Here is a 21863-nt window from a genome sequence, read left to right on the forward strand (position 1 = left end):
GGCTACGCCCTGATATTGTTCTCGCGCACGACCTGGCCCCAATAGGCGACCTGCTTGTCGAAGAAGGTCTTGAACGGGGCTGCGTCCTCGAGCAGCAGCGTCATCTGCTGGGTCTCCTTGAGCTGGGCGGCGATGGCGGGTTCACTCAAAATCTCCTTCACCGATTTCGCCATGGCCGAGGTGATGTCGGCCGGCGTGCCGGCGGGCGCAAAAATACCCCACCACGCCAGCGTCTCGAAATCGGGGAAGCCGGCTTCGATCGCGGTCTGCGTGTCCGGCAGGTTCGGCAGCCGCTCGCGGCCCAATTGCAGGATCGGGCGCAGCATGCCGGTGCCGAGCTGGGCTGCGACCAGCGCCGCCGAGCCGGCGATGAGATCGACGTGGCCGCCGAGCACGTCGTTCATGGCCGGGCCGCCGCCGCGATAGGGCACGTGCTGGATCTCGACGCCGGCCTTCTTGCCGAGCACGGTCATCGCGAGATGGCCGAGCGTGCCGATGCCGACGGAGGCATATTTCACCGCGCCCGGGCTCTGCTTGCAGGCCGCGACCACGTCGGCAAAAGTCTTGTAGGGTCGGCCGGCATTCGCAGCGATCACGTAAGGCGCGGTGCCGACGAGGAAGACCGGCATCAGCTCGCGCTCGACGTCGACCGGCGGCTTGTCGAGAATGGTCGGGATCACCGCATGGGAATCGAAGGTCACGAGGAATGACGTGCCGTCCGCCGGACTCTTGGCGACCTGCGCCGCGCCGAGCGCGCCGGCGGCCCCGGCCTTGTTCTCGACGATCACGACACGGCCGAGCTTGTTCTGCAGATTGGTCTGCAACAGCCGCGCCAGCGCGTCGGTCGAGCCGCCCGGCGGGAACGGCACCACCAGCGTGATTTTTGGCGCTTGCGCTAAAGCCGGCCCCATCGCCAGCACGGCCGGCGCGGCCAGCAGCGTTCGTCGCGTGATCTTCATGTCGTCCTTCCCCTAGCGTTGCTGCCTTTTGTTTGCAGCGTTACGTCGTACCAAAGCCTGAGCCCGCTTTCTTGTACTCCGGCCTTGGCGGACTGAAAATGTCAAGCACGCGCGCGCCGTCGGGGCCCGCGCGCATCGTGTGCGGCACGTTGCCGGGCGTGCGCCAGAAGTCGCCCTTCTTCACCGGAATCTCCTCATTGCCCTGGACGCGGATCGCCGAGCCCTCGAGCAGCACGCCCCATTGCTCCTCGGGATGATGATGCAGCGTGCCTGCCGCATGCGGCGCCAGCGTCACCACCGAGAGCATCGCCTGCTCGCCGGAGAAGATGCGCGTCGTGAGGCCCGGCGCGAGGTCGCGGAACAGGCCGTCCGAGGGGTTATCGAGATTGTGGAATTCGTCCTTCTGGCTCAACGTGTCCTCCCCTCCTGATCAGGATTTTCCATAAGAGCCCTGGTAGCGGCCCTCGCGGATCGCCTTCAGGGTCTCCTCCTCGCGCGCGACCTGCGCGCGGACCGACTCCAACAGGCTTGCGGCGATGCTTTGCGGAAACGATACCACGCCGTCCTCGTCGCCGACGATGATATCGCCGGGCGCGATCACGCAGCCACCGACCGAGACCGGCACGTTGATCTCGCCGGGGCCGCTCTTGTAGGGCCCGCGATGGATCGCCGCGCGCGCATAGACGGGGAAGTCGGACGCCGCGAGCGCGCCAGCGTCGCGGATCGCGCCGTCGATGACATAGCCCGCCGCGCCCCGATGGAGAGCGATGTTGGTCATGATCTCGCCGACCAGCGCGCGGGATTCGTCGCCGCCGCCATCGACGACGATGACGTCGTCGGGCCCGACCATCTCCAGCGCCTTATGGATCGCGAGATTATCGCCGGGGCGCGTGCGGACGGTGAAGGCAACCCCGAGCAGCGGCCCGCCGCGATGGAACGGGCGCAGCCCGACACAGCCGGGCAGCCGCGCCAGATTGTCCGAGATGACCGAAGTCGGCGCGTTCCTGAACGCCTCGAGCAGATCTTTCGGCGGTTTTGCGACGCTCGTGGCGGCAATGGTGATGGTCATGCAGGCTATTTCCTCGGGTTCAACAATTCAGTCCGCGTGCGCAGGTATCTTCGACGGCAGGATGCGATCTACTCTCACCGATCCGCGGTGCAGCCCGGCAGATCGAACAGGGCGGCGAGCCCGCACTTCGAGGTCAGCATCTTGTCGCCGTCATGCCCGACGCCGGCGACGTCCCAGACTTTATGGTTGGGCGTACCCTTGTCGCGCTTGGCCATCGCTTCCGCATAGGCGTGGCCGCGCGCATAGCGAAACGGGCCCTGCGCCTTCGCCATGCAGCTCTTGTCGAGCGCGGAATGCTCCGGGTTGGTGTCGAGCGTGCCGAGCAGATAGATCACCTCCCGCTCGACATAGCGCGCTTCGAGCGCGGCCGGCGTTGCGTCCGCAAGATAAGGCGGCCGCTCGTCCATGCCGTATTTCCAGTTGTTGTAGCCGGGACAGGATGCGGCGATCGCGCGCTCCGGCCGCTCCTTGCTGAAATAGGCGTAAGACGACGGGTTGGCGACGACATAGCGGATCTCGATATGCTGGCGCGACAGCGTCGCCTCGCCCTTGCCCGCGATCGCGTAGCGCTGCGCGACCTGACCGCCGCCGGAATGGCCGGCGACCACGACCTGCTTGAGGTTTGGGAAGATGCGCCGGTCGGATAGTCTTGCCAGGATCGCGTCGAGCGCCTCGAACGACGACACTGGGCTAGGCGCGAGCGCGGCATCGCCGCCTTCCCAACCCTCCAGCGACCAGCGCAAGGTGTCGGCCGGCAGCTTGTGCGCCTCGATATCGATCTCCGCCAGAAACTGCGGCACGATCATGAGCGTGGACTTGCCTTCATCGCCCGCGGCGAATTGCGCGGTCGTGGCCGACTGGTAGTAGACGTCGGCGTTGCGCAAGCGCCCGTGCAAGACGATCACCGCGCGCGAGATCGCAGGCAGCGGCAGCGCCCAGTCGCTGGAGAGATAGAGCGGCAGAATGCCCTGATTGCCGACGGCGAGCCGGGCATCAGCGATCGCCTTCACGGGCTGGCGATTGGGTGCATCCTCATCGGCGCCCTGAGCATGACTGGCAAACAGCACCAGCGCGATCGATGCGAGATATGTCGGCCACCTCATTCCCAAGAATCCCCGCCGCTTTGAGCTATTCCAAACTCTATGCGCATGACCACGGTTGCGGCTGTGACTTGGCGGCCACGTCAAGCAAAAAATGTCAGCACTACAGTCCTGAAAAAGACCGGTTCCATGGGTGACAAATCGCCGGGAAACAGGCAAAAATTTGCCCAATTCAGTTCGGGTTGAGTTCCATATCATTTGCATCTGGTGAATGGCGTCCGTGATCGCATCGCGTAGCACCGCGTTAGCTGTTGGCCTGGTTGCGGGATTCGTCCTGCTGCCTGTGCATGCCCATGCCCAATGGTGGAAGCGCGCGCCGGTTGATTTCGAGGACTGCGCCGATCGCGCCGAAAAATCTCCGACCAAGGCCGAGAAGACGGCGGCGCTCGCCGAATGCAATGCGAAATATGCCGGCCGCCGCAAGGTGGGTGGCGGTTACACCTACTACGACTTCCTCCAGGATCGCACGTTTGACATCGCCGGCCCCAACCCGACGCCGGAAGAGCAGAAGAAGATCGACGAATCCTACACCAGCTATCTCGGCAATCAGCGCCGCAGCAATCTGGCAGCGGAAGCCGCCGCGAAGCAGCAGCAACAGCAGGAGCAGATCCAGCAGGTTGCGCTGCGCAGCGTCGAGACCGAGCGCGTGCCGGTCCCGGTCCAGCGTCCGAAGCAGCTGCAACAGCCCGCAAGCAGCGATGCGCGCCCGCGGCCGAAGAATTGCACCAAGGATTCGTTCAGCTGCGAATGGCCGCGGCTGTCCGAGGGGTTGAACGAACTGAAGAAACTGTTCACCACGCCTTCAGGCAACACGCCGTCAGGCAAGAAGAAGGGCTGATCCAACAGGGCCACAAGCTCTTGTCATCCCGGACAAGCGAAGCGCAGATCCAGGACGACAGTCGGGATTCAGTTCGCGGGCTTCTTCTTCGTGGACTTGCGGTGCGTAACCGACGGATTCACCGTCGCGGGCGTGCTGGTCGTTGCCGAGCGGCTCTCCTGTAATCGCCTGTCGTAACCGGGCGACGGCGTGACCGTGGGCGGCGCGGCCAGCGCGGGCGTGCTCGCCAGCGTCATGACCAGTATCGACGCGATCAGATAGGGCTTCATCGCACGTCTCCTCGTGACCTAACCGCCCCGGATCTGTTGTGGCGTCAGCCTCGGCGGGCCCTGGCCCGCCTCCTCCGCCTGCCTGATCAGCGCAACAATACGGCGTGACAGCGGCACGTCGACGCCGTGCCGCTCGGCGAGCGCAATGATCGCGCCCTGGAGATAGTCGATCTCGGTCTTGCGGCCATGTTTCAGGTCCTGCCACATCGAGGAGCGCGCCTCGGGGTCGATCTTCATCGTGCGTCCCAGGATCGCGTTGAAGATGGGATCGGGCAGCTTGAGCAGGAACGGCGTCCAGCCCGGCGGGATCGGCGTCGACGACACCGGCTTGATGCCGGCCGCTGTCAACACGGCCAGGCCTTCCGCCATCTGGTCGGCGAACAATCTTCGCCATTCGCGGCTCGCGAGCTGCGCCCGGAGCGGCATGTCGGACAGCGCGGTCATCGCGTTGTTCAGGTTGATGAGCAGCTTGCCATACTGCACGCCGACCATGTCTTGGCTCGCGCGCATCGCGAGGCCCGGCACAGAGAGCTGCGCCGCCGTCCCTGCCTTATCCGCCTCGATATGGATGTCGCCGGAGGTCGAGCGGTGGAAGCGGCCCTCGCCCATCGCGATGACGTTGAACGGCACCATGCCGGCCAGCACGGTCCGGCCCGGCAGGTGCTCGCGCAGCACGCCGACATTACCGATGCCGTTTTGCAAGGAGACGGTGACGGCATCCTGCGGCGCGTGCTTCGCGATCAGGTCGGCGACCTCTGCCGTGTCGGCACTCTTCACGGTGACCAGCACCGCGCCAACGCTGTGAAAAATTGAAGCATCTTCCGACAGCGCGAGCTGGCCGGCGGAAAGTCGCTGCTCGGATCCGTCGAAATCGGTCAGCCTGAGCCCGAACCGCTCGATCTCGGTCTTCACCCGCGGCCGCACCAGGAGCGACACGCGATGCCCGCGCGCGGCCAGCATGCCGCCGACAAAACAGCCGATGGCGCCCGCGCCGGCCACCGCGATCGGTCGATCCGTAACCACCTGTCCTGCTCCTCATGGCTCCTGCTGCCTTCGATAGCAAAGGGCGTGCCCACTGCCCATCGTTCGGTTGCGCCGCGCCCGCCTTGTAACCGTCATGAGGGCCCCATATGTTTTCGCCCCAGGGGCATGTTCAGCGGCAGGAGAGCACCATGGGTCTACTCGACGTCCTCAACGGCATGCAGAACGGCCCGCGCGGGCCGAGCACACCGAGCCCGCAGGGCTCAACCGAATCCTCCGGCGGCATGTCACCGATGACCATGGCGCTGCTCGGCCTGCTCGCCTGGAAAGCGTTCAAGCATCTGACAGCAGGCCAGCCCGATGCCGCGCCGCAGCCGCGCTCCCCGCTGCCACCACCGACGCAGGCGAATGCCGGCGGCGGCATTGACACCGCTGGTAATACTAGTGGTGGTCTTAGCGATATCCTCAAGGGCGGCCTCGGCGGCCTGCTCGCGGGCGGCGCGGCCGGCAGCGTGCTCTCCGGCGGTCTCGGCGATCTCCTCAACCAGTTGCAGCAGAGCGGCCATGGCGACACGGCCAGCACCTGGGTCGGTAAGGGTGAGAACAAGGCAATCGCGCCGGGAGATCTCGCCAATGCGCTCGGCGCCGATCAGATTCAGAGCCTGTCCGCGCAGAGCGGCTTGTCGCGCGACGAGCTGCTCTCCGGTCTCAGCCAATATCTGCCGCAGGTGGTCGATCACCTGACGCCGGACGGACGGCTGCCGACCGAGAACGAGCTGTCGGGCAGACTCTGATTGAGATCCGATCTGATCAGAGCAAGGGGAGCACGGACATGGGCGGGATTATCTGGATCATCGTTGTCGGCTTCATCGCCGGCCTCATCGCACGCTGGCTGGCGCCGGGACCGAACAACCCGTCGGGCTTCATCCTCACCACCATCCTCGGCATCGCCGGCGCATTTCTCGCGACCTGGGTCGGCCAGGCCATCGGCCATTACAGCGTGGACCAGGGCGCCGGCTTCATCACCGCCACCATCGGCGCGGTGGTGGTGCTGTTCATCTGGCACCGGCTGGTGGCGAGCGGGGTGATCAAGGGGTAGCCGCGCAATTACAGGGAAGCGGCAAGCTGCTTCCCCAACGTCATGCCCGGGCAGAAGCGCGAAGCGCGTCTTCGCGCTAGATGTCCCGGGCATCCACGTTCTTCGTCCCGCGCGGAAGCGCGTGGATGGCCGGGTCAAGCCCGGCCATGACGACGGTGAGAGTTCAATCACGTCACCAGATGCAGTCCCGCATCCATGCGCACGATCTCGCCTGTCATGTTGCCGGACGCTGGCGTCGCCAGGAAGCAGACGAGCTGTGCGATGTCGTCAGCGCTTGACGCAACCCTGAGCGGCACCTTCGCAATCACCCTGTCGCGCACCTGTCTTGCCTCTTCCTCGCCGCGGCCCTTGGTGAACCAGGGCGTGTCGATATAGCCGGGGCACACCGTGTTGACGCGGATCAGCGGCGCGAGCGCGCGCGCCAGCGATAGCGTGATGGTGTTGAGCGCGCCCTTGCTCGCCGCATAAGCGATCGACGAGCCGACGCCGCTGATGCCGGCAACCGACGACACGTTCACGACCGCCGACGGACGCCCCGAGGCATTTGCGCCCGCTTCCAAAAGGCTGCGCGCGGCGCGCACCATCTGGAACGGGCCGATGGTGTTGACGCCGTACAGCCGCTGGAAGTCCTCCGACGAGAGGCCGTCGAGATTGGCATGCGCCACATGCTTGGTGGTGCCGGCATTGTTGACGAGGACGTCGAGCCGGCCCCACGCTTCCGCAGCCGCCACGATGCTGCGGCAGTCCTCGTCGCGCGAGACGTCGCCCTGCGCGATCAGAACCTCTGCCGCGCCCGCGTTGCGACAGGCTTCCGCGGTCGCCTCGGCTTCCTTCTGGCTCGACGAATAGTTGATGACCAGCCGCGCTCCGCCCCGCGCGAGAATCTCCGCGGTGGCTGCCCCAAGACCGGATGCGGACCCCGTCACGATTGCGCACAAGCCGTCCTTAGCCATCCGGATATCCCTTCTTGTTCTGTTGGCGGCGCCTTGTTTAGCGAGTTTGGCGTGCCCTGCAAATCGACCATACTCCGCTAAGCGGAATTCTTCCCATGCCGCCTCCGCAGATGGGCTTGCGAACAGCGCTTGTCAGAACCATGGCTTTTTCCGATCATCGGGCGCAAGAAGAGACCGCGCCTCTGTCCGCAAGACGGACGCGCCAATGGTAAAACACGGGGAACGCTGTGGCGGAGAGTGACAACATCATCGTCGAGACCGCGGAGAAAATCTTCGCCGATCTCGCCGATCCGCAAACCATCAATCACGACAAGAAGGACGCCTGGAAGGCGCCGCTCTGGCAGGCGCTGAGCGATGCCGGCCTGCCCCTGTCGTGGGTGCCGGAGGACTGCGGCGGCTCGGGCGCGGACCTTGCCGACGGTTTTGCGCTGCTCAACGCCGCCGGCCGTTTTGCGGTCGCGGTTCCCCTCGCCGAGACCATGCTCGCGGGCTGGCTGCTCGCGCAAGCCAAGATTTCCTCGCCCGGCGGCGAGATGACGGTGCTGCCGGCAAGCCCCAGGGACAAGATCACGCTGAACGCGGACGGCTCGCTGTCCGGCCGCGCGCGTGGCGTACCCTTCGGCAAGGCCGCAAAACATTTTGCGGTGCTGGCGAACGGCAATGGCGGCGTGTCGATCGCGCTGGTCGATGCCGGCCAAGCGCGCATCGAGGCCGGCCTCAATGTCGGTTACGACAACAGCGATATCGTCACGCTGGACAAGGCGCAGCCGATCACGATCAAGCCGGCGCCAAAGGGCTTTGACCAGACAAGGCTGATGCTGATGGGCGGTGTCGCCCGCAGCCTCCAGATTGCAGGTGCGCTGGAATCGATGCTCGACATCTCCGTGCGCTACTCCAACGAGCGCGTCGCCTTCGAGAAGAAGATCTCAAAATTCCAGGCGGTGCAGCACAATCTCGCGCGCCTCGCCGGCGAATCCGCCGCGGCGCTTGCTGCCGCGACATCGGCAGCCGACGCGATCGCGAACACCGCCGCCTTCAACGACGAGGTGTTCCTTGAAGCGACCGCGGCAAAAATCCGCTGCGCCGAGGCCGCCGAAAAGGGAGGCGCCATCGCGCATCAGGTGCACGGCGCGATCGGCTTCACCAACGAGCACATTTTGCATCGCTATTCGCTGCGCGCACTCGCCTGGCGCGACGATTTTGGCTCCGAGAGCCATTGGGCGGTCGAGCTCGGCAAGCTGGTCGCAAACCGCGGCGCCGATGAGTTGTGGCCGCTGGTGGCTTCGCGCTGATTGGGGGATGAGACAACAATGACCGCGGCCCTCCGTTTCGATCCGATCCGCCTGCCGGAAAAATGCGAGCAACTGCGCAAGGAAGTGCGCGCCTTCCTCGCGGAAGAAATCGCCGCCGGCACTTTCGATCCGCACAAGCCCAACCGTGAAGACACCGACGTACCGGAATTTTCCCGCAAGGTCGGCGCCAAGGGCTGGCTCGGGATGACCTGGCCGAAGAAATATGGCGGCCAGGAGCGCTCCTTCCTCGAACGTTACGTGGTCACCGAGGAGATGCGGGTTGCGAATGCGCCGACGCGGCGCTTCTTCGTCGCCGACCGCCAGAGCGGCCCGGTGCTTTTGAAATACGCGCCCGAGCACATCAAGATGGACATCCTGCCGCGCATCTGCCGCGGCGAGATCTGCTTTGCCATCGGCATGAGCGAGCCGAACTCCGGCTCCGACCTGTTCGCAGCCAAGACCCGCGCGACCAAGACCGACGGCGGCTATCTCATCAACGGCACAAAGATCTGGACCTCGTCGGCGCACATTGCCGACTATATGATCGCGATCTTCCGGACCTCGCCGCCGACCAAGGAAAACCGCCGCCACGGCCTGACGCAATTTCTGGTCAAGATGAAGCAGCCGGGCATAAAGGTGAATCCGATCGGCCAGATCACCGGCCAGTACGAGTTCAACGAGGTCGTGTTCACCGACTTCTTCGTGCCCGACGATCACGTGCTCGGCGAGGTCGACGGCGCCTGGAAGCAGGCGACATCGGAGCTCGCCTATGAGCGAAGCGGCCCGGAGCGCTTCCTCGAGACCTATTACGTGCTGACCGAGCTCGTGCGCGCGGTCGGCAAGAATCCGGATACGCGTAGTGCCGAGGGCATCGGCCGCCTCGTCGCGCAAGTCCACACCATGCGGCGCATGTCGGTCTCGGTGGCCGGCATGCTGCAAGCCGGCAAGGAGCCGGTGGTCGAGGCCTCCATCGTCAAGGACATCGGCACGGTGTGGGAGCAGCAGCTGCCGCATCGCGTGCGCGATCTCGCCGCCTTTGTCGAGGAGACCGCAACCAATCGCGAGACGCTGGAGCGGCAGCTCGATTTCGCCATCAAGACCGCGCCGAAACTCACCATCCAGGGCGGCACCACCGAAGTTCTCCGCGGCATCATCGCCCGCGGATTGGGCCTGCGCTAATCAGTTAGGGATCATCATGAGCACGTATAAAGATATCGGCGTCGAGAAGGTCGGGCATGTCGGCACCATCGAAATCCGCAGGCCCCCGCTCAACTTCTTCGACATTTCCCTGATCAACCAGATCGCGGATGCGCTCGACGAGTTCGACCGCGACATCGAGATCCGCGCATCGGTGCTGTCGGCGCAAGGCAAGGCGTTCTGCGCCGGCGCCAATTTTGGCGATCCGGCGCGTCAGGCGCAGGAAGCGCGCGAGGCTGAAAGGACTGCGAAGGGCGATCCGGCCGACAGCCTCGGCCCGATCAACCATCTCTACATCCAGGCCGTGCGCATTTTTCGCGCCAAGAAGCCGATCGTTGCGGCCGTGCAGGGTGCCGCTATCGGCGGCGGGCTCGGGCTTGCGGTGTCGGCCGACTTCCGCGTCACCTGCCCCGAGGCACGCTTCTCCGCCAACTTCACAAAACTCGGCTTTCATCCGGGCTTTGGTTTGACGACCACCCTGCCCGAGCTGATCGGCAAGAACAATGCGGAGCTGATGTTCTACACCAGCCGCCGCGTCACCGGCGAAGAGGCCTATAAATGGGGCCTCGCCAACGAGCTGGTGCCACAGGACCAGGTGAAGGCAGCCGCGATGAAGCTCGCCGGCGAGATCGCCGAATGCTCCCCGCTCGGCCTGCTCTCCACCCGCGCCACGATGCGCGCCGGCCTCGCCGACCGCGTGATGGCCGCGACCAATCACGAGCTCGCCGAACAGACCCGCCTGCGCGCCACGGAAGATTTCAAGGAAGGCGTGAAGGCGACCGAAGAGCGCCGGGTGGCGAATTTTAGGGGGCGGTGACGTAGCGCCGCGGCGCGGCCTCACACTCAATGGTCGTCCTGGCGAAAGCCAGGACCCATTACCCCAGGGAAAGGTTGTGGCGCGAAGCTCGTTACCACGAGTCTTCGCCAAACTACTCCCTGGGGTAATGGGTCCTGGATCAGCGCTCGCTACGCTCGCTTGTCCAGGATGACGGTAGTGATTGCGGCGCGCTACTTCCGCCCCACCACCAGAGCATCCACGATCGTCACGCCCTGCCCCTCACCGTGCACCAGCACCGGGTTGAGCTCGATCTCCGCGATCTCCTTTGCGTGCCGTGCTGCAAGCACGGAAAGATCTGCGATCAACTGCGCCAACGCCGCAACGTCCGCCTTTGCCGCCCCGCGAAAACCATTGAGCAGCGGCGCGGCCTTCAGTCCCGCCAGCATCGCGCCGGCTTCGTCCGCGCTCACCGGCGCCGGGCGGTAGACGACGTCGCGGAACAGTTCTGTGGTGATGCCGCCGAGCCCAACCATCACCATCGGACCGAATGTCTGATCCGTCATCGTGCCGACGATGATTTCGACACCCTTCTTCGCCATCGGCGCGAGCAGCACGCCCTGCAGAGCGGCATCCGGCCGATGCTTGCGCGCATTGTTGAGGAGCGCCTCGAACGCAAGAAACACTTCGCCCTTGGTCGTGACGTTGACGCGCACGCCGCCGACCTCACTCTTGTGTGCGATGTCCGGCGACTGGATCTTCATCGCCAGCGGGAAGCCGACACGGCCGATCGCTGCATCGAGGCCGCTCTTCTCCGCCACCAACACCTCGTCCGGCAACACAACGCCGGCGGTGCGGAGCAATGCCTTGCTGTCGGCCTCGGAGAGAATCGGCGATCTCAGATGTGCCGAGAGATCGCGCGCCGGCAGCCGCGTATCATCGACCGCCCTCGGCAGCTCGAACTTCGCGTAGTCGACGAGCTGACGCATGGCGACGCCGACATGAGTGAGGCCGGAGAGCACGACGACGCCCGACCTGGCGAGCTCGCGGCGCGCAAAGTCCGATGGCAGCGTGTAGGAATAGAACACCACGGGCTTGCGCCGTGCTGACAGCACCGGCTTCAGCTCAGCCTCCTTGAAGGGCATCCGCACCTCGCTCGACAGCGACAGCACGACCAGGACCGCGTCGACCTCGTCCGAGGCCGTGAGCAGATCGACGCTCTTCTGAAGCCCACCCGAGGTCACGCCTTGCGCGGTGACGTCGATCGGGTTGCGCGCGGAACCATAGGATGGCATCAACGTCTTGATCCCGGCCTGGATCGGCTCGGACAGTTCAGGCACTTGCAGGCCGCGCAACGCCACCGCATCCGCGCCCCAGATGCCGGCACCGCCGGACACCGTGACGACGGCGACGCGGTCACCCCTCGGCAGCGGATTGCTCGCAAGCACTGCGGTGATCGTCAACGCCTCATCGAGATCGTTGGAGACGATAAAACCGTATTTTGCGAACACCGCATCATAGGCCGCCGACCAGCCGGCCATGCTCGCGGTGTGTGAGGCGGCCGCACGCTCGCCCGCATCGGAGCGGCCGACTTTTGTGACGATGACGGGCTTCTTCAGCTCGGCGGCACGGCGCGCGGCGGCGAGAAATTTTTCGACGTCGCGGATGCCCTCGATGAATAGCATGATCACGTCGGTCGAGGCGTCCTGCACCATGTAGTCCAGGAACTCACCGGCGCCGAGATCGGATTCATTGCCGGCACTGACGACGTAGCTCACGGCGACGCCGAGCGCCTTGGCGCGGTGATAATAGGCAAAGCCGATGCCGCCGCTCTGCGCGACGATGCCGATCCGCCGCGCGGTCGCGACCAGCGGCACAACGCCCGGCTTGACGTCGACCGCCGGACTGAATGTTGCCGCCACCCGCTGCACCTGGCTGAAAAAACCTTCGGCGTTGGGGCCGGAGATCCGCATCCCCGTACGCTCGGCGAGATCGGCAATCGCATCCTGCATCGCCGCGCTGTCGCCGCCCTCTTCGGCAAAGCCCGAGGAGATGATGACGGCGTTCCTGACGCCGGCCGCGGCGCATTGCTCGAGCGCGCTGAGCACCGCGCGCGCCGGGATGATGATGACGGCGAGATCGATCGGCGCGCCGATCTCTGCGACCGACTTGTAGCAACTGAGACCGTCGATATCGGGATAGTTCGGGTTCACCGGATAGATGTGCCCGGGATACTCGTTCTTCCGCAGCATCGACAGCAACCGCCCCGGAATCTTCTCGTGATCGCGCGAAGCGCCGATCAGCGCGATGCTTGCGGGCGCGAAGAAGCTGTCGAGCGGATGCGGCATGCCGGACGTTTCCTACTTATCTTTCTTCAGCCGTTCCGCGCCTAGTCTGTCTACCCCGTCATCCTGAGGTGCGAGGCCAGCGGTGCATAGCACCGCTGGAAGAGCCTCGAAGGATGAAAGGGCCAAGATGCCGCAGCCCGGCCGTCGCCCTTCGAGGCCTCCGCTACACTGCGGCACCTCAGGGTGACGGATTACGGTTGAGGGATCAACTGATTCGGAACGTCACCCCACCCAGTAGAAACTCATTCCCCGCCACCGCATGCCCCTTCGCCTTCGCGGCGTGGAGCACGCGTGCCGCATCGGCCACGCGAAACTCCAGCCCGCTCATGATCTCGCTTGTGCCTTTGACGAAGCGGAAGGTGGCGTTCGGCAGCGTCAGCTCCGCGCCGTCGCCTGCCTTCGTTGCGGCAATGCCGACGATCTTGCCCCAGTGCTCGGCCAGCCCTTGCGGATCCGGGCTCCGCATCTCGACCGCCGTCAGCGCCTGCGTCGTGTCCTTGGTGATGAACTTTTGCCAGTCCGGCCCCGCGGGCGGATAGGTCCCCAAAATGTCGTCGCTGCCGTCGGTGTGGTTGAATTCGATGAAGGCGGCGCGGCAGTCGCGCGGATGAAGCTGCACGCCGTGATAGGGCGCGTGATCGATCACATTCGCGGTGCGCACGCCCAGCGCATTGGCGTTGCGGCCGCGCTCGTCGGGATCGTCGCAGCAGAAGATCGCCATGTAGCCGCCGCGGCCGCCGGTCTTCTCGATGAAACGGCCGGCCGTGGTGCCGCCCTTGAAGGGCGCGACCACCTCCAGCAGGATCGTGTCGACCGGCAGCAGCGCATTCTCCAGGCCGTATTTTGCGACATTACCGTCGCGGTAACAGACGGCGAGCCCCATGATCTCGGCGATATCAGAGATCACGGGCTCGAGATGGGGCGCAACCAGGCAGATCTGCCGCAAGCGCATATAGGGAGTCATCGTCATTCGCCCTTGAAGGCGGGCTTGCGCTTCTCGACAAACGCCTTCGCGGCTTCCTTGTGGTCCGCGGTGTCGCCGCAGCGGGTGTGATGGATCGCCTCGCCGTCAAAACAATCTTCGAGCGCGAGATGCTCGGCATTGTTGATGTTGCGCTTGATGAAGCCGAGCGCGATCGACGGGCCCTGCGCCAGCGACATCGCAACCTCGTGCGCGGCGGCATCGATCTCTGCGTCGGGCACGACTTTGGTCACCATGCCGATGGCGTGCGCTTCCTTCGCCGTCAGCACCGGCGACATCAGATAGAGCTCGCGCGCCCGCGCGCTGCCGAGAAGCTGGGTGAGGAAATAAGTGCCGCCATAATCGCCGGAGAAGCCGACCTTGGCGAAGGCCGTGGTGATCTTGCAGGACTCGCTGGCAATGCGGAGATCGCAGGACAGCGCCATCGAGAGGCCGGCACCGGCCGCCGCGCCGTCGAGCTGCGCCACCACGGGTTTTGGCATCTGGTGCAGGATGCGCGACACCTCCATGCCGCGGCGCAAATTCGCGAGCTTTTGCTCGAACGGCAGCGGCGCGCGGCCCTCAGCCATCGACTTGACGTCGCCGCCGACGCAGAAGGAGCCGCCCGCGCCCTTGAACAGCACCGCGCGGACGTCGGCGTCGTCAGCCGCGCGCCGCGCCGCCTCGACCAGCCCGCGCACCATGTCCGGGTTCAGCGCATTTTTGCGCTCGGGCCGATTCATGGTGATGGTGAGCAGCCCGCCTTCGAGCTTTTGCAGGACCATTTCGTTGTTCATGGAACGCCTTCCTTGTTGTTGCTTTACTCTGTCATTCCGGGGCGCGCCTCTTGGCGCGAACCCGGAATCCAGAGGTTGTGGATCGAGATCCCACAATGCGCAATTGCGCATTGGGGTTCTCGCTACGCGAGCCCCGGGATGACGCTTCGCTTCGCGTCATTTCTTCACAAGCGGGCAACGCGACTGCTCCAGCGACTGGAACGCCTCGTTGCCGGACACGGTCGCCAGCAGCTTGTAGTCGTCCCAGCGGCCCTTGGACTCCGACGGCTTCTTCACCTCGAACAGATACATGTCGTGCACCATGCGGCCATCCTCGCGGATCCTGCCGCCCTTGGCGAAGAAGTCGTTGATCGGCGTCTCCTTCATCACCTTCATCACGGCGGCGGAATCGGTCGTGCCGGCCGCCTTCACAGCCTTCAGATAGTGCGTGACGGAGGAGTAGACGCCGGCCTGCGCCGAGGTCGGCGGCCGCTTCACACGCTCCTGGAAGCGCTTTGCGAAGGCGCGCGTATCGTCGTTGAGGTCCCAGTAGAAGGCCTCCGCGAGCAGCAACCCTTGCGCGGTCTCGAGCCCGATCGAATCGATGTCGGTGACGAAGGCGAGCAGCGGCGAGATTTTCTGGCCGCCCTTCATGATGCCGAACTCGGCCGACTGCTTGATGGCGTTGACGGTGTCGCCGCCGGCATTCGCGAGCCCGATCACCTTAGCCTTGGAGGCCTGGGCCTGGAGCAGGAAGGAGGAGAAGTCCGACGAGTTGAGGGGATGGCGGACGTTGCCGAGCACCTTGCCGCCGGTCTTGGTCACAACATTGCTGGTGTCCTTCTCCAGATCCTGGCCGAAGGCGTAGTCGGCGGTGAGGAAGAACCAGGTGTCGAGGCCGGATTTCACGGCCGCAAGCCCCGTCACATTGGCCTGCGCAAACGTGTCGAACACATAGTGCACGGTGTAAGGGCCGCAGGCCTCGTTGGTGAGGCGGATCGAGCCGGGGCCGTTCAAGATGACGATCTTGTTGCGCGCCTTGGCGATCTCGCCGGCGGCAAGTGCGGTCGCGGAAGCGGCGACGTCGAACAGCATCTCGACGCCCTGATTGTCGAGCATGTCGCGGGCGATGTTGGCGGCGAGGTCCGCCTTGTTGAGATGGTCGGCCGCGATGATCTGGATCTTGCGTCCCAGCACCTCGCCGCCGAAATCTTCCGCCGCCATTTTTGCTGCGGTCTCGCTGCCCGGGCCGGTGATGTCGGCGTAGAGGCTCGACATGTCCAAGATGCCGCCGAGCTTCAGCGGCGGCTTGTCCTGCGCCTGCGCGGCGCTCGCACCGAGCGCAAATACTGCGGCGACCATGCCGGACAAAATTCTCTTCATGGAAGACCTCCCTTATCGTGCCGTGCTCTGGTGGCGGCTTGGTTATTGCTCTTGGTAATTAGCCTGCGATCATGCCGCATGCGCGAGAGCGCAGCAAGCGCGAGCGCGGGAAACGATCGTGGGATCGGCGTGCGATTTCCGCAAAGCGGAATGATGCGACGCGCCGAACTATCTCCACGCCGTCATTGCGAGCGCAGCGAAGCAATCCAGAATCTTTCCGCAGAGACAGTCTGGATTGCTTCGCTGCGCTCGCAATGACGGTGTGTGGGGCCGCAGCTACGCCAGCAGCCCCTTGCCCGGCACGTGATTGAGCTCGAGCCGGATGCCGTCGGGGTCTTCGAACAGCAGCGAGTAATAGCCCGGCGCCCATTTGTCCTCGCGCGGCGCGCGAATGACCTTGGCGCCGAGCGTTGTCACGAAGCGATGCAGTTCGTCGACATCGGCGCGCTCGCGTGCGCGGAAGCAGAGGTGATGCAACCCGACGCGCTTTTGCTCGAACGCAGCACCCGCATGCTCCGGCGCCGGCGCCGAGATGCCGACCGCAGTACGGCCGCCGACACAGTAATACGTCGTCTCGGTGTCGATGACCGGCGTCAGCCCGAGGAAGGGCAGCAGCTTGCGGTAGAAGTCGCGCGAGCGCTCGAAATTGGACGCGGTCAGGAAAATATGCGCGATGCCGTTGATCTCCATCCCCATCTCGATCCCCTTGCCCGATCCCCTTGCCCTTTGCTCGTGAACCCGGTTTCTTCTTGGGGTTGACCATAGCGCAACTTTTGCCGGGAACGTGAAACAGCCGATTACCCTCCTCGTCGCAGCATCGCTCCACCTCGCTTGTCACGGCGCGGCGCGCGCGGCTGCGTGCCAGTTCGAGCCGCAGGGCGAAGGCCGCGTCGCTGCCGTCGTCGATGCGCGAACCCTGCGTCTCGACGACGGGCGCGAGGTCCGGTTGACGGGAATCGAGCCGGTGACGAGCACGAAGCAGGCGCTCGCCACAGCGCTGGTCGGCCGCGACGTAATCTTGCGCGCCGCCGACGACACGCCGGACCGCTACGGCCGGCAGCCGGCGCTCGTCTTCGCCGCCGGCAGCGACGCGCCGGTGCAAAGCCTGCTGCTTGCCCAGGGCGATGCGCTGGTCTCGGCCGAAATTGCCGACAAGGACTGCGCCGCCGCACTGTTCGCCGCCGAGGCCGAGGCCCGGCGCATAAAAAAGGGAAATTGGGCTGACCCATCGGCCATAAAAAACGCGGAAAGTCAGGACGATATTTTGGCCGGGATCGGGCGCTTTGTGGTGGTTGAGGGAAAAGTCCTGTCCGTCCGGCAGGCCGGGGCAACGACCTATCTCAACTTCTCCCGAAACTGGACACGGGGCTTCGCTGTGACTATTTCAAGGCGCATGGTTGCGGCGTTCGAGGGCGCCGGGATCAGCCTTAAGTCACTGGAGAATCGACGGATTCGAGTGCGAGGTTGGGTCGAAGGGAATACCGGATCGCGGATCGACGTGCTCCGGGTGGGACAAGTTGAGTTACTGGGCGCGAATTAGCCGGCAGAAGAGCCAAGGCTAGACACGACGAGTAAGCGACGTGAATGGGGAACTAGGACGGCAGACGGGTCAGGCCCGCAGCCTTCGGGCTGCGCCGGCCGTGCTTTGCCTGTTGCTGGGCACCACGCTCGCCGGCTGCGGCGACATGGGCCGGTTCCAGACCTCGGCGCCCGCGGTCATCATGCCGAAGCCGAAGCCGGCGGTGGCGCAGACGCCGGCCACCGAACGCGAGCACGAGCGGATTCTCGCCAATTATGGCGGCGCCTATGACGACCCCCGCCTCGAGGCGCTGGTCTCGAAGACCGTCGAGCGGCTGGTCGCGGCGTCAGATCGTCCGGACCAGGGCTACAAGGTCACCATCCTCAATTCCGGCGCGGTGAACGCCTTCGCATTGCCGAACGGCCAGCTCTACGTGACGCGTGGACTGCTGGCGCTTGCCAGCGACACCTCCGAATTGTCCTCCGTGCTCAGCCACGAGATGGCGCATGTGCTCTCCAAGCACGCCGCCGAGCGCGAGGGGCAGGCGAAGCAAACGGCCATCGCCACCCGCGTTCTCACCGACATGGGCGGCAACGATCCCGAACTCACCGCGCTTGCGCTCGCCAAGACCAAACTGACCATGGCGAGCTTCTCGCGCAAGCAGGAGTTCGAGGCCGACGGCATCGGCGTCGGCATTGCCGCGCGCGCGCATTTCGACCCCTACGGCGCGGCGCGTTTCCTCTCGGCGATGGAACGCAACGCTGCGCTCAAGGCCGGCAAGAGCTCGCTCGATCCCCGCGCACAGGACTTCACCTCCTCGCACCCGGCGACACCCGAGCGCGTGCAGAACGCGCAGTCGATCGCGCGGCAATATGCGGCGCCCGAAGGCGCCGAGCGCGACCGCGAGAGCTATCTCTCGGCGGTCGACAACATCGTCTATGGCGAGGACCCCAGCGAAGGCTTTGTCCGCGGCCGCAGATTCCTGCATCCAAAACTCGGCTTCACCTTCCAGGCCCCGGACAACTTCACGCTCGACAACACCGCGCAGGCGGTGATCGGCGTGCGCGAGGGCGGCTCGCAGGCGATGCGCTTCGACGTGGTGCGCGTGCCGGCGGAGCAGTCGCTCGGCGACTACCTCAATTCCGGCTGGATGGAAGGCGTCGACAAGGCCTCGACCGAGGACATCACCATCAACGGTTTTCCGACGGCCTCGGTCACGGCCAAGGGCGACCAGTGGCAGTTCAAGGTCTACGCGCTGCGCTTCGGCAGCGACGTCTACCGCTTCATCTTCGCGAGCCGCCAGAAATCAACCGAGAGCGAGCGCAACGCCCGCGAGACGGTCGCCTCATTCCGCCGCCTGACGCTCGAAGAGATCCAGGCCGCACGCCCGTTGCGCATCAAGGTGATCACCGTGCAACCTGGCGACACCGTCGAATCGCTCGCCCACCGCATGGCCGGCGTCGATCATCCGGCCGAACGCTTTCGTGTGCTGAACGGCCTCGATGCCAAGGGCCAGGTAAAGGTCCGCGACCGCGTGAAGATCGTGGTCGACTGACGCTCTCGTAGGGTGGGCAAAGCGAAGCGTGCCCACCACTTTACTTCACAACCCGGACAGATGGTGGGCACGGCGCAAGTGCGCCTTTGCCCACCCGACCAGAGCGGAGTGCGTTGCTATTCCACACTCTCCCGCAATCCGCTCAGCCACAGCGCAAAGATCGTCCACATCGCGCCCGAGAGCAGATACGCGCCCGAGGCGATGACGCCGAGATTGGTGGCGAGCAGGAGGGCTGCGAGCGGAGCGAAACCGGCACCGAACAGCCAGGCCATGTCAGAGGTCAGCGCCGAGGCGGTGTAGCGGTAGACCTGTTTGAAGTTGGAGGCGATCGCGCCGGACGACTGGCCGAACGACAGGCCGAGCAGGATGAAGCCGATCACCATGTAGATGGTTTCGCCGAACTCGCCGGCGTCGAGCAGTTGCGGCGCAAAGCCGCTGTAGATCGCGATCGCAATCGCCGAACCCATCAGTAGCGATTTTCGCCCGACGCGGTCGGCGATCATGCCGGACGCGACGATCGCAGCGACACCGAAGACGGCACCGACCATCTCGATGATCAGAAACTTCACCGGGCTCTCGCGGGTGAACAGGAACACCCAGGACAAGGGGAACACCGTGACCATGTGGAACAGCGCAAAGCTCGCCAGCGGCGCAAATGCGCCGATCATGATGTTGTGGCCTTCATGCGCAACGGTGTCGGAGATGCGCGCCGGCTGCAGATCGCGGCTTTCGAACAGCGATGCATATTCCGGCGTCGCCACCATGCGCAGCCGCGCGAACAGCGCCACGACGTTGATGGCGAAGGCGACGAAGAACGGATAGCGCCAGCCCCAGTCGAAGAAGTCTTCCGCGGACAGATTGCCGGCAAAGTAGGCGAACAGTGCGCTCGCCACGATCAGCCCGAGCGGCGCGCCGAGTTGCGGCACCATCGCGTACCAGCCGCGCTTCTCCGGCGGCGCGTTGAGCGCGAGCAGCGAGGCAAGGCCGTCCCAGGCACCGCCCCACGCCAGACCCTGCGCTGCGCGCGCTAGCGCCAGCAGCCAGATCGCCGCCGCGCCGATCTCGGCGTAACCGGGCAGGAAGGCGAGCGCGACGGTCGCGGTGCCCAGCAGGAACAGCGCCAAAATCAGTTTAGCACTCTTGCCGTAGCGGCGGTCGATGGTCATGAACAGGACGGTGCCGACGGGACGCGCGATGAAGGCGAGCGCGAAGATCGCAAAGGAATAGAGCGTGCCGGTCAGTTCGCTCGCGAACGGGAAGACCAAACGCGGGAAGACGATCACGGACGCGATTGCGTAGACGAAGAAATCGAAGAATTCCGACGTGCGCCCGATGATGACGCCGATGGCGATGTCGCCCGGATTGGCCTGCTCGTGACCAAGCTGGCCTGAATTCATGCCCACTGTCGGGGTCTGTGCCATCGCCATTTTGCGCTCTTCAAGTCCCTGAAATTCCATCACGACTGCCCGGACGGTGCCCCGGCAGCCTGCCTTCTCTGACCCACGATGCCGCACTGCAACATTGGACAAATTGTCCAATGTCCGGATTGTTGCGCCGCAGCTAGGCCTTGGTCCTGCAATAGAAACTCAGATGCAAAGAGCCTGCCCTTGTCCCGTCTCAAGATCCTGGCGCTGCTACCTTTGGCCGTTTCCTTAAGCGGCTGCAACTTCGTGGTGCTGGCGCCGGCCGGCGATATCGCGGCCCAACAACGCGACCTCGTCATCATCTCGACCGTCCTGATGCTGCTGATCGTGGTGCCGGTCATGGTGCTCACGGCCGTGTTCGCCTGGCGCTACCGCCAGTCCAACACGTCGGCGCGTTACGAGCCGGAATGGGATCACTCGACCAAGCTCGAACTGGTGATCTGGTCGGCCCCGCTGCTGATCATCGTGTGCCTGGGCGCGCTGACCTGGATGGGCACGCATCTGCTCGATCCCTACCGCTCGCTCGGCCGCATCGCCGCCGAACGTCCCGTGGACAAGGGGCGCGCCCCGCTCGAGGTCGACGTCGTCGCGCTCGATTGGAAGTGGCTCTTCATCTATCCCGACTACGGCATCGCCACCGTCAACGAGCTCGCAGCTCCCGTCGATCGCCCGATCAACTTCCGCATCACGGCCTCCACCGTGATGAACTCGTTCTACATCCCTGCGCTCGCCGGCCAGATCTATGCGATGCCGGGCATGGAGACCAAGCTGCACGCCGTGGTCAACCACGCCGGCACCTACAAGGGTTTTTCGGCGAATTACAGCGGCGCCGGCTTCTCCGGCATGCACTTCGCCTTCCACGGTTTTGACGACAAGAATTTTGACGATTGGATCGCGCGCGCCAAGTCCGCCGGTGGCTCGCTCGGTCGCAGCGAATATCTCCAGCTCGAAAAGCCGAGCCAGAACGAGCCGGTGCGCCGCTACGGTAACGTCGACGGCGATCTCTACCGCGCCATCCTCAACATGTGCGTCGAAGCCGGCAAGATGTGCATGAGCGAGATGATGGCGATCGACGCCAAGGGCGGCCTCGGCCACGAAGGCCTCAACAACACCCTGCCGCTCGCCTACGACAAGTACGCCCGCCGCGGCACCGCGCTCGGCCCCGAGCCCGCTTTCGTCGCCGGCACCTGCACCCCCGACGCGCCGCAGGGCCAGACGTCAGCCGCCATCAAGGCACCGACCGACACTGCGCCGCTCGCCGGCGCCGGGCTGAAGCGGCCGGCTTTTGCGCCGCTTCGCTCCTCCGATTCCCTCTTCCTCGGACAGCGTCCGAAGTCAGACTCCTAAAGAGAGCTCGCAAGAGAA

22 protein-coding genes are annotated in these 21863 nt (G+C 64.9%); 9 read left to right on the forward strand and 13 right to left on the reverse strand.

The features are described 5' to 3' along the window. Positions 1–2: 2 nt before the first annotated feature. The 4 genes from KUF59_RS42865 to KUF59_RS42880 form a co-directional block, all read right to left on the reverse strand. Complete coding sequence (locus KUF59_RS42865; protein WP_212458065.1) at positions 3–959, reverse strand: tripartite tricarboxylate transporter substrate-binding protein; 957 nt, start codon at positions 957–959, stop codon at positions 3–5. A gap of 40 nt (positions 960–999) precedes the next feature. Next, a complete protein-coding gene (locus KUF59_RS42870) occupies positions 1000–1371 on the reverse strand; it encodes a cupin domain-containing protein (RefSeq protein ID WP_212458066.1) in 372 nt (123 codons plus the stop codon). 18 nt (positions 1372–1389) lie between these two features. Then, the gene (locus tag KUF59_RS42875) at positions 1390–2028 is read right to left on the reverse strand and encodes an RraA family protein (protein ID WP_212458067.1); all 639 of its coding nucleotides are present in this window, start codon (positions 2026–2028) and stop codon (positions 1390–1392) included. 74 nt (positions 2029–2102) lie between these two features. Beyond that, a complete protein-coding gene (locus KUF59_RS42880; RefSeq protein ID WP_212458068.1) occupies positions 2103–3131 on the reverse strand; it encodes an alpha/beta hydrolase in 1029 nt (342 codons plus the stop codon). 208 nt (positions 3132–3339) lie between these two features. On the opposite strand from KUF59_RS42880, the gene KUF59_RS42885 reads away from it, so the two are divergent. Then, positions 3340–3966, forward strand: a complete 627-nt coding sequence (locus KUF59_RS42885; RefSeq protein WP_212458069.1) for a hypothetical protein — start codon at positions 3340–3342, stop codon at positions 3964–3966. A gap of 68 nt (positions 3967–4034) precedes the next feature. Here KUF59_RS42885 and KUF59_RS42890 read toward each other — a convergent pair whose 3' ends face one another. Both KUF59_RS42890 and KUF59_RS42895 read right to left on the reverse strand, forming a co-directional pair. Then, positions 4035–4235 (reverse strand): hypothetical protein, encoded by a 201-nt coding sequence (locus KUF59_RS42890; protein WP_212458070.1) that lies wholly within the window; start codon positions 4233–4235, stop codon positions 4035–4037. 18 nt (positions 4236–4253) lie between these two features. Then, on the reverse strand, positions 4254–5258 hold the full coding sequence (locus KUF59_RS42895; RefSeq protein WP_212458071.1) for a 2-dehydropantoate 2-reductase: 1005 nt from the start codon (positions 5256–5258) through the stop codon (positions 4254–4256). A 149-nt stretch (positions 5259–5407) separates the two neighbouring features. On the opposite strand from KUF59_RS42895, the gene KUF59_RS42900 reads away from it, so the two are divergent. Further along, positions 5408–6010, forward strand: a complete 603-nt coding sequence (locus tag KUF59_RS42900) for a YidB family protein (protein WP_212458072.1) — start codon at positions 5408–5410, stop codon at positions 6008–6010. Between the two features lie 38 nt (positions 6011–6048). Next, on the forward strand, positions 6049–6315 hold the full coding sequence (locus tag KUF59_RS42905; RefSeq protein ID WP_212458073.1) for a GlsB/YeaQ/YmgE family stress response membrane protein: 267 nt from the start codon (positions 6049–6051) through the stop codon (positions 6313–6315). A 167-nt stretch (positions 6316–6482) separates the two neighbouring features. On the opposite strand, the gene KUF59_RS42910 is transcribed toward KUF59_RS42905, so the two are convergent. Next, positions 6483–7268, reverse strand: coding sequence for an SDR family NAD(P)-dependent oxidoreductase (locus tag KUF59_RS42910; protein ID WP_212458074.1), 786 nt, complete (start codon positions 7266–7268; stop codon positions 6483–6485). A gap of 227 nt (positions 7269–7495) precedes the next feature. Here KUF59_RS42910 and KUF59_RS42915 point away from each other — a divergent pair, with 227 nt between their 5' ends. From KUF59_RS42915 to KUF59_RS42925, 3 genes are read left to right on the forward strand one after another with little or no spacing between them, the layout of a single operon-like run. After that, complete coding sequence (locus tag KUF59_RS42915; RefSeq protein ID WP_212458075.1) at positions 7496–8560, forward strand: acyl-CoA dehydrogenase family protein; 1065 nt, start codon at positions 7496–7498, stop codon at positions 8558–8560. A gap of 18 nt (positions 8561–8578) precedes the next feature. Next, a complete protein-coding gene (locus KUF59_RS42920) occupies positions 8579–9739 on the forward strand; it encodes an acyl-CoA dehydrogenase family protein (RefSeq protein WP_212458076.1) in 1161 nt (386 codons plus the stop codon). A gap of 16 nt (positions 9740–9755) precedes the next feature. Beyond that, positions 9756–10574: an enoyl-CoA hydratase/isomerase family protein gene (locus KUF59_RS42925; RefSeq protein ID WP_212458077.1), complete on the forward strand. Its 819-nt coding sequence runs from the start codon at positions 9756–9758 to the stop codon at positions 10572–10574. 191 nt (positions 10575–10765) lie between these two features. Here KUF59_RS42925 and KUF59_RS42930 read toward each other — a convergent pair whose 3' ends face one another. The 5 genes from KUF59_RS42930 to KUF59_RS42950 form a co-directional block, all read right to left on the reverse strand. After that, positions 10766–12880 carry an acetate--CoA ligase family protein gene (locus tag KUF59_RS42930; RefSeq protein WP_212458078.1) on the reverse strand — a complete coding sequence of 705 codons (2115 nt, stop codon included), beginning with the start codon at positions 12878–12880 and terminating at the stop codon, positions 10766–10768. 205 nt (positions 12881–13085) lie between these two features. Beyond that, positions 13086–13844, reverse strand: coding sequence for a VOC family protein (locus KUF59_RS42935; protein WP_212458079.1), 759 nt, complete (start codon positions 13842–13844; stop codon positions 13086–13088). A 2-nt stretch (positions 13845–13846) separates the two neighbouring features. Beyond that, complete coding sequence (locus KUF59_RS42940) at positions 13847–14638, reverse strand: enoyl-CoA hydratase (RefSeq protein WP_212458080.1); 792 nt, start codon at positions 14636–14638, stop codon at positions 13847–13849. A 156-nt stretch (positions 14639–14794) separates the two neighbouring features. After that, positions 14795–16000, reverse strand: a complete 1206-nt coding sequence (locus KUF59_RS42945) for an ABC transporter substrate-binding protein (protein WP_212458081.1) — start codon at positions 15998–16000, stop codon at positions 14795–14797. A 276-nt stretch (positions 16001–16276) separates the two neighbouring features. Continuing rightward, on the reverse strand, positions 16277–16696 hold the full coding sequence (locus tag KUF59_RS42950) for a VOC family protein (protein WP_212458082.1): 420 nt from the start codon (positions 16694–16696) through the stop codon (positions 16277–16279). Between the two features lie 88 nt (positions 16697–16784). On the opposite strand from KUF59_RS42950, the gene KUF59_RS42955 reads away from it, so the two are divergent. Both KUF59_RS42955 and KUF59_RS42960 read left to right on the forward strand, forming a co-directional pair. After that, the gene (locus KUF59_RS42955; RefSeq protein WP_212458083.1) at positions 16785–17540 is read left to right on the forward strand and encodes a thermonuclease family protein; all 756 of its coding nucleotides are present in this window, start codon (positions 16785–16787) and stop codon (positions 17538–17540) included. Positions 17541–17580: 40 nt separating this feature from the next. Then, a complete protein-coding gene (locus KUF59_RS42960; RefSeq protein ID WP_212458084.1) occupies positions 17581–19074 on the forward strand; it encodes a M48 family metalloprotease in 1494 nt (497 codons plus the stop codon). A gap of 116 nt (positions 19075–19190) precedes the next feature. Here the strand turns inward: KUF59_RS42960 and KUF59_RS42965 are convergent, their stop codons facing one another. Further along, positions 19191–20501 carry an MFS transporter gene (locus KUF59_RS42965; RefSeq protein ID WP_212458085.1) on the reverse strand — a complete coding sequence of 437 codons (1311 nt, stop codon included), beginning with the start codon at positions 20499–20501 and terminating at the stop codon, positions 19191–19193. Between the two features lie 180 nt (positions 20502–20681). On the opposite strand from KUF59_RS42965, the gene cyoA reads away from it, so the two are divergent. Beyond that, positions 20682–21845, forward strand: coding sequence for a ubiquinol oxidase subunit II (gene cyoA, locus KUF59_RS42970; RefSeq protein WP_258768040.1), 1164 nt, complete (start codon positions 20682–20684; stop codon positions 21843–21845). Positions 21846–21863 lie beyond the last annotated feature (18 nt).

Source organism: Bradyrhizobium arachidis, from assembly GCF_024758505.1.
Taxonomy (GTDB): Bacteria; Pseudomonadota; Alphaproteobacteria; order Rhizobiales; family Xanthobacteraceae; genus Bradyrhizobium; species Bradyrhizobium manausense_C.

Coding starts and splice junctions, on each gene's coding strand:
- KUF59_RS42940 (WP_212458080.1), bottom strand. CDS start 14,638: ATGAACAACGAAATGGTCCTGCAAAAGCTCGAAGGCGGGCTGCTCACC.
- KUF59_RS42905 (WP_212458073.1), top strand. CDS start 6,049: ATGGGCGGGATTATCTGGATCATCGTTGTCGGCTTCATCGCCGGCCTC.
- KUF59_RS42890 (WP_212458070.1), bottom strand. CDS start 4,235: ATGAAGCCCTATCTGATCGCGTCGATACTGGTCATGACGCTGGCGAGC.
- KUF59_RS42875 (WP_212458067.1), bottom strand. CDS start 2,028: ATGACCATCACCATTGCCGCCACGAGCGTCGCAAAACCGCCGAAAGAT.
- KUF59_RS42880 (WP_212458068.1), bottom strand. CDS start 3,131: ATGAGGTGGCCGACATATCTCGCATCGATCGCGCTGGTGCTGTTTGCC.
- KUF59_RS42910 (WP_212458074.1), bottom strand. CDS start 7,268: ATGGCTAAGGACGGCTTGTGCGCAATCGTGACGGGGTCCGCATCCGGT.
- KUF59_RS42950 (WP_212458082.1), bottom strand. CDS start 16,696: ATGGGGATGGAGATCAACGGCATCGCGCATATTTTCCTGACCGCGTCC.
- KUF59_RS42945 (WP_212458081.1), bottom strand. CDS start 16,000: ATGAAGAGAATTTTGTCCGGCATGGTCGCCGCAGTATTTGCGCTCGGT.
- KUF59_RS42930 (WP_212458078.1), bottom strand. CDS start 12,880: ATGCCGCATCCGCTCGACAGCTTCTTCGCGCCCGCAAGCATCGCGCTG.
- KUF59_RS42965 (WP_212458085.1), bottom strand. CDS start 20,501: ATGGCGATGGCACAGACCCCGACAGTGGGCATGAATTCAGGCCAGCTT.
- KUF59_RS42885 (WP_212458069.1), top strand. CDS start 3,340: ATGGCGTCCGTGATCGCATCGCGTAGCACCGCGTTAGCTGTTGGCCTG.
- KUF59_RS42865 (WP_212458065.1), bottom strand. CDS start 959: ATGAAGATCACGCGACGAACGCTGCTGGCCGCGCCGGCCGTGCTGGCG.
- KUF59_RS42900 (WP_212458072.1), top strand. CDS start 5,408: ATGGGTCTACTCGACGTCCTCAACGGCATGCAGAACGGCCCGCGCGGG.
- KUF59_RS42935 (WP_212458079.1), bottom strand. CDS start 13,844: ATGACTCCCTATATGCGCTTGCGGCAGATCTGCCTGGTTGCGCCCCAT.
- KUF59_RS42925 (WP_212458077.1), top strand. CDS start 9,756: ATGAGCACGTATAAAGATATCGGCGTCGAGAAGGTCGGGCATGTCGGC.
- KUF59_RS42920 (WP_212458076.1), top strand. CDS start 8,579: ATGACCGCGGCCCTCCGTTTCGATCCGATCCGCCTGCCGGAAAAATGC.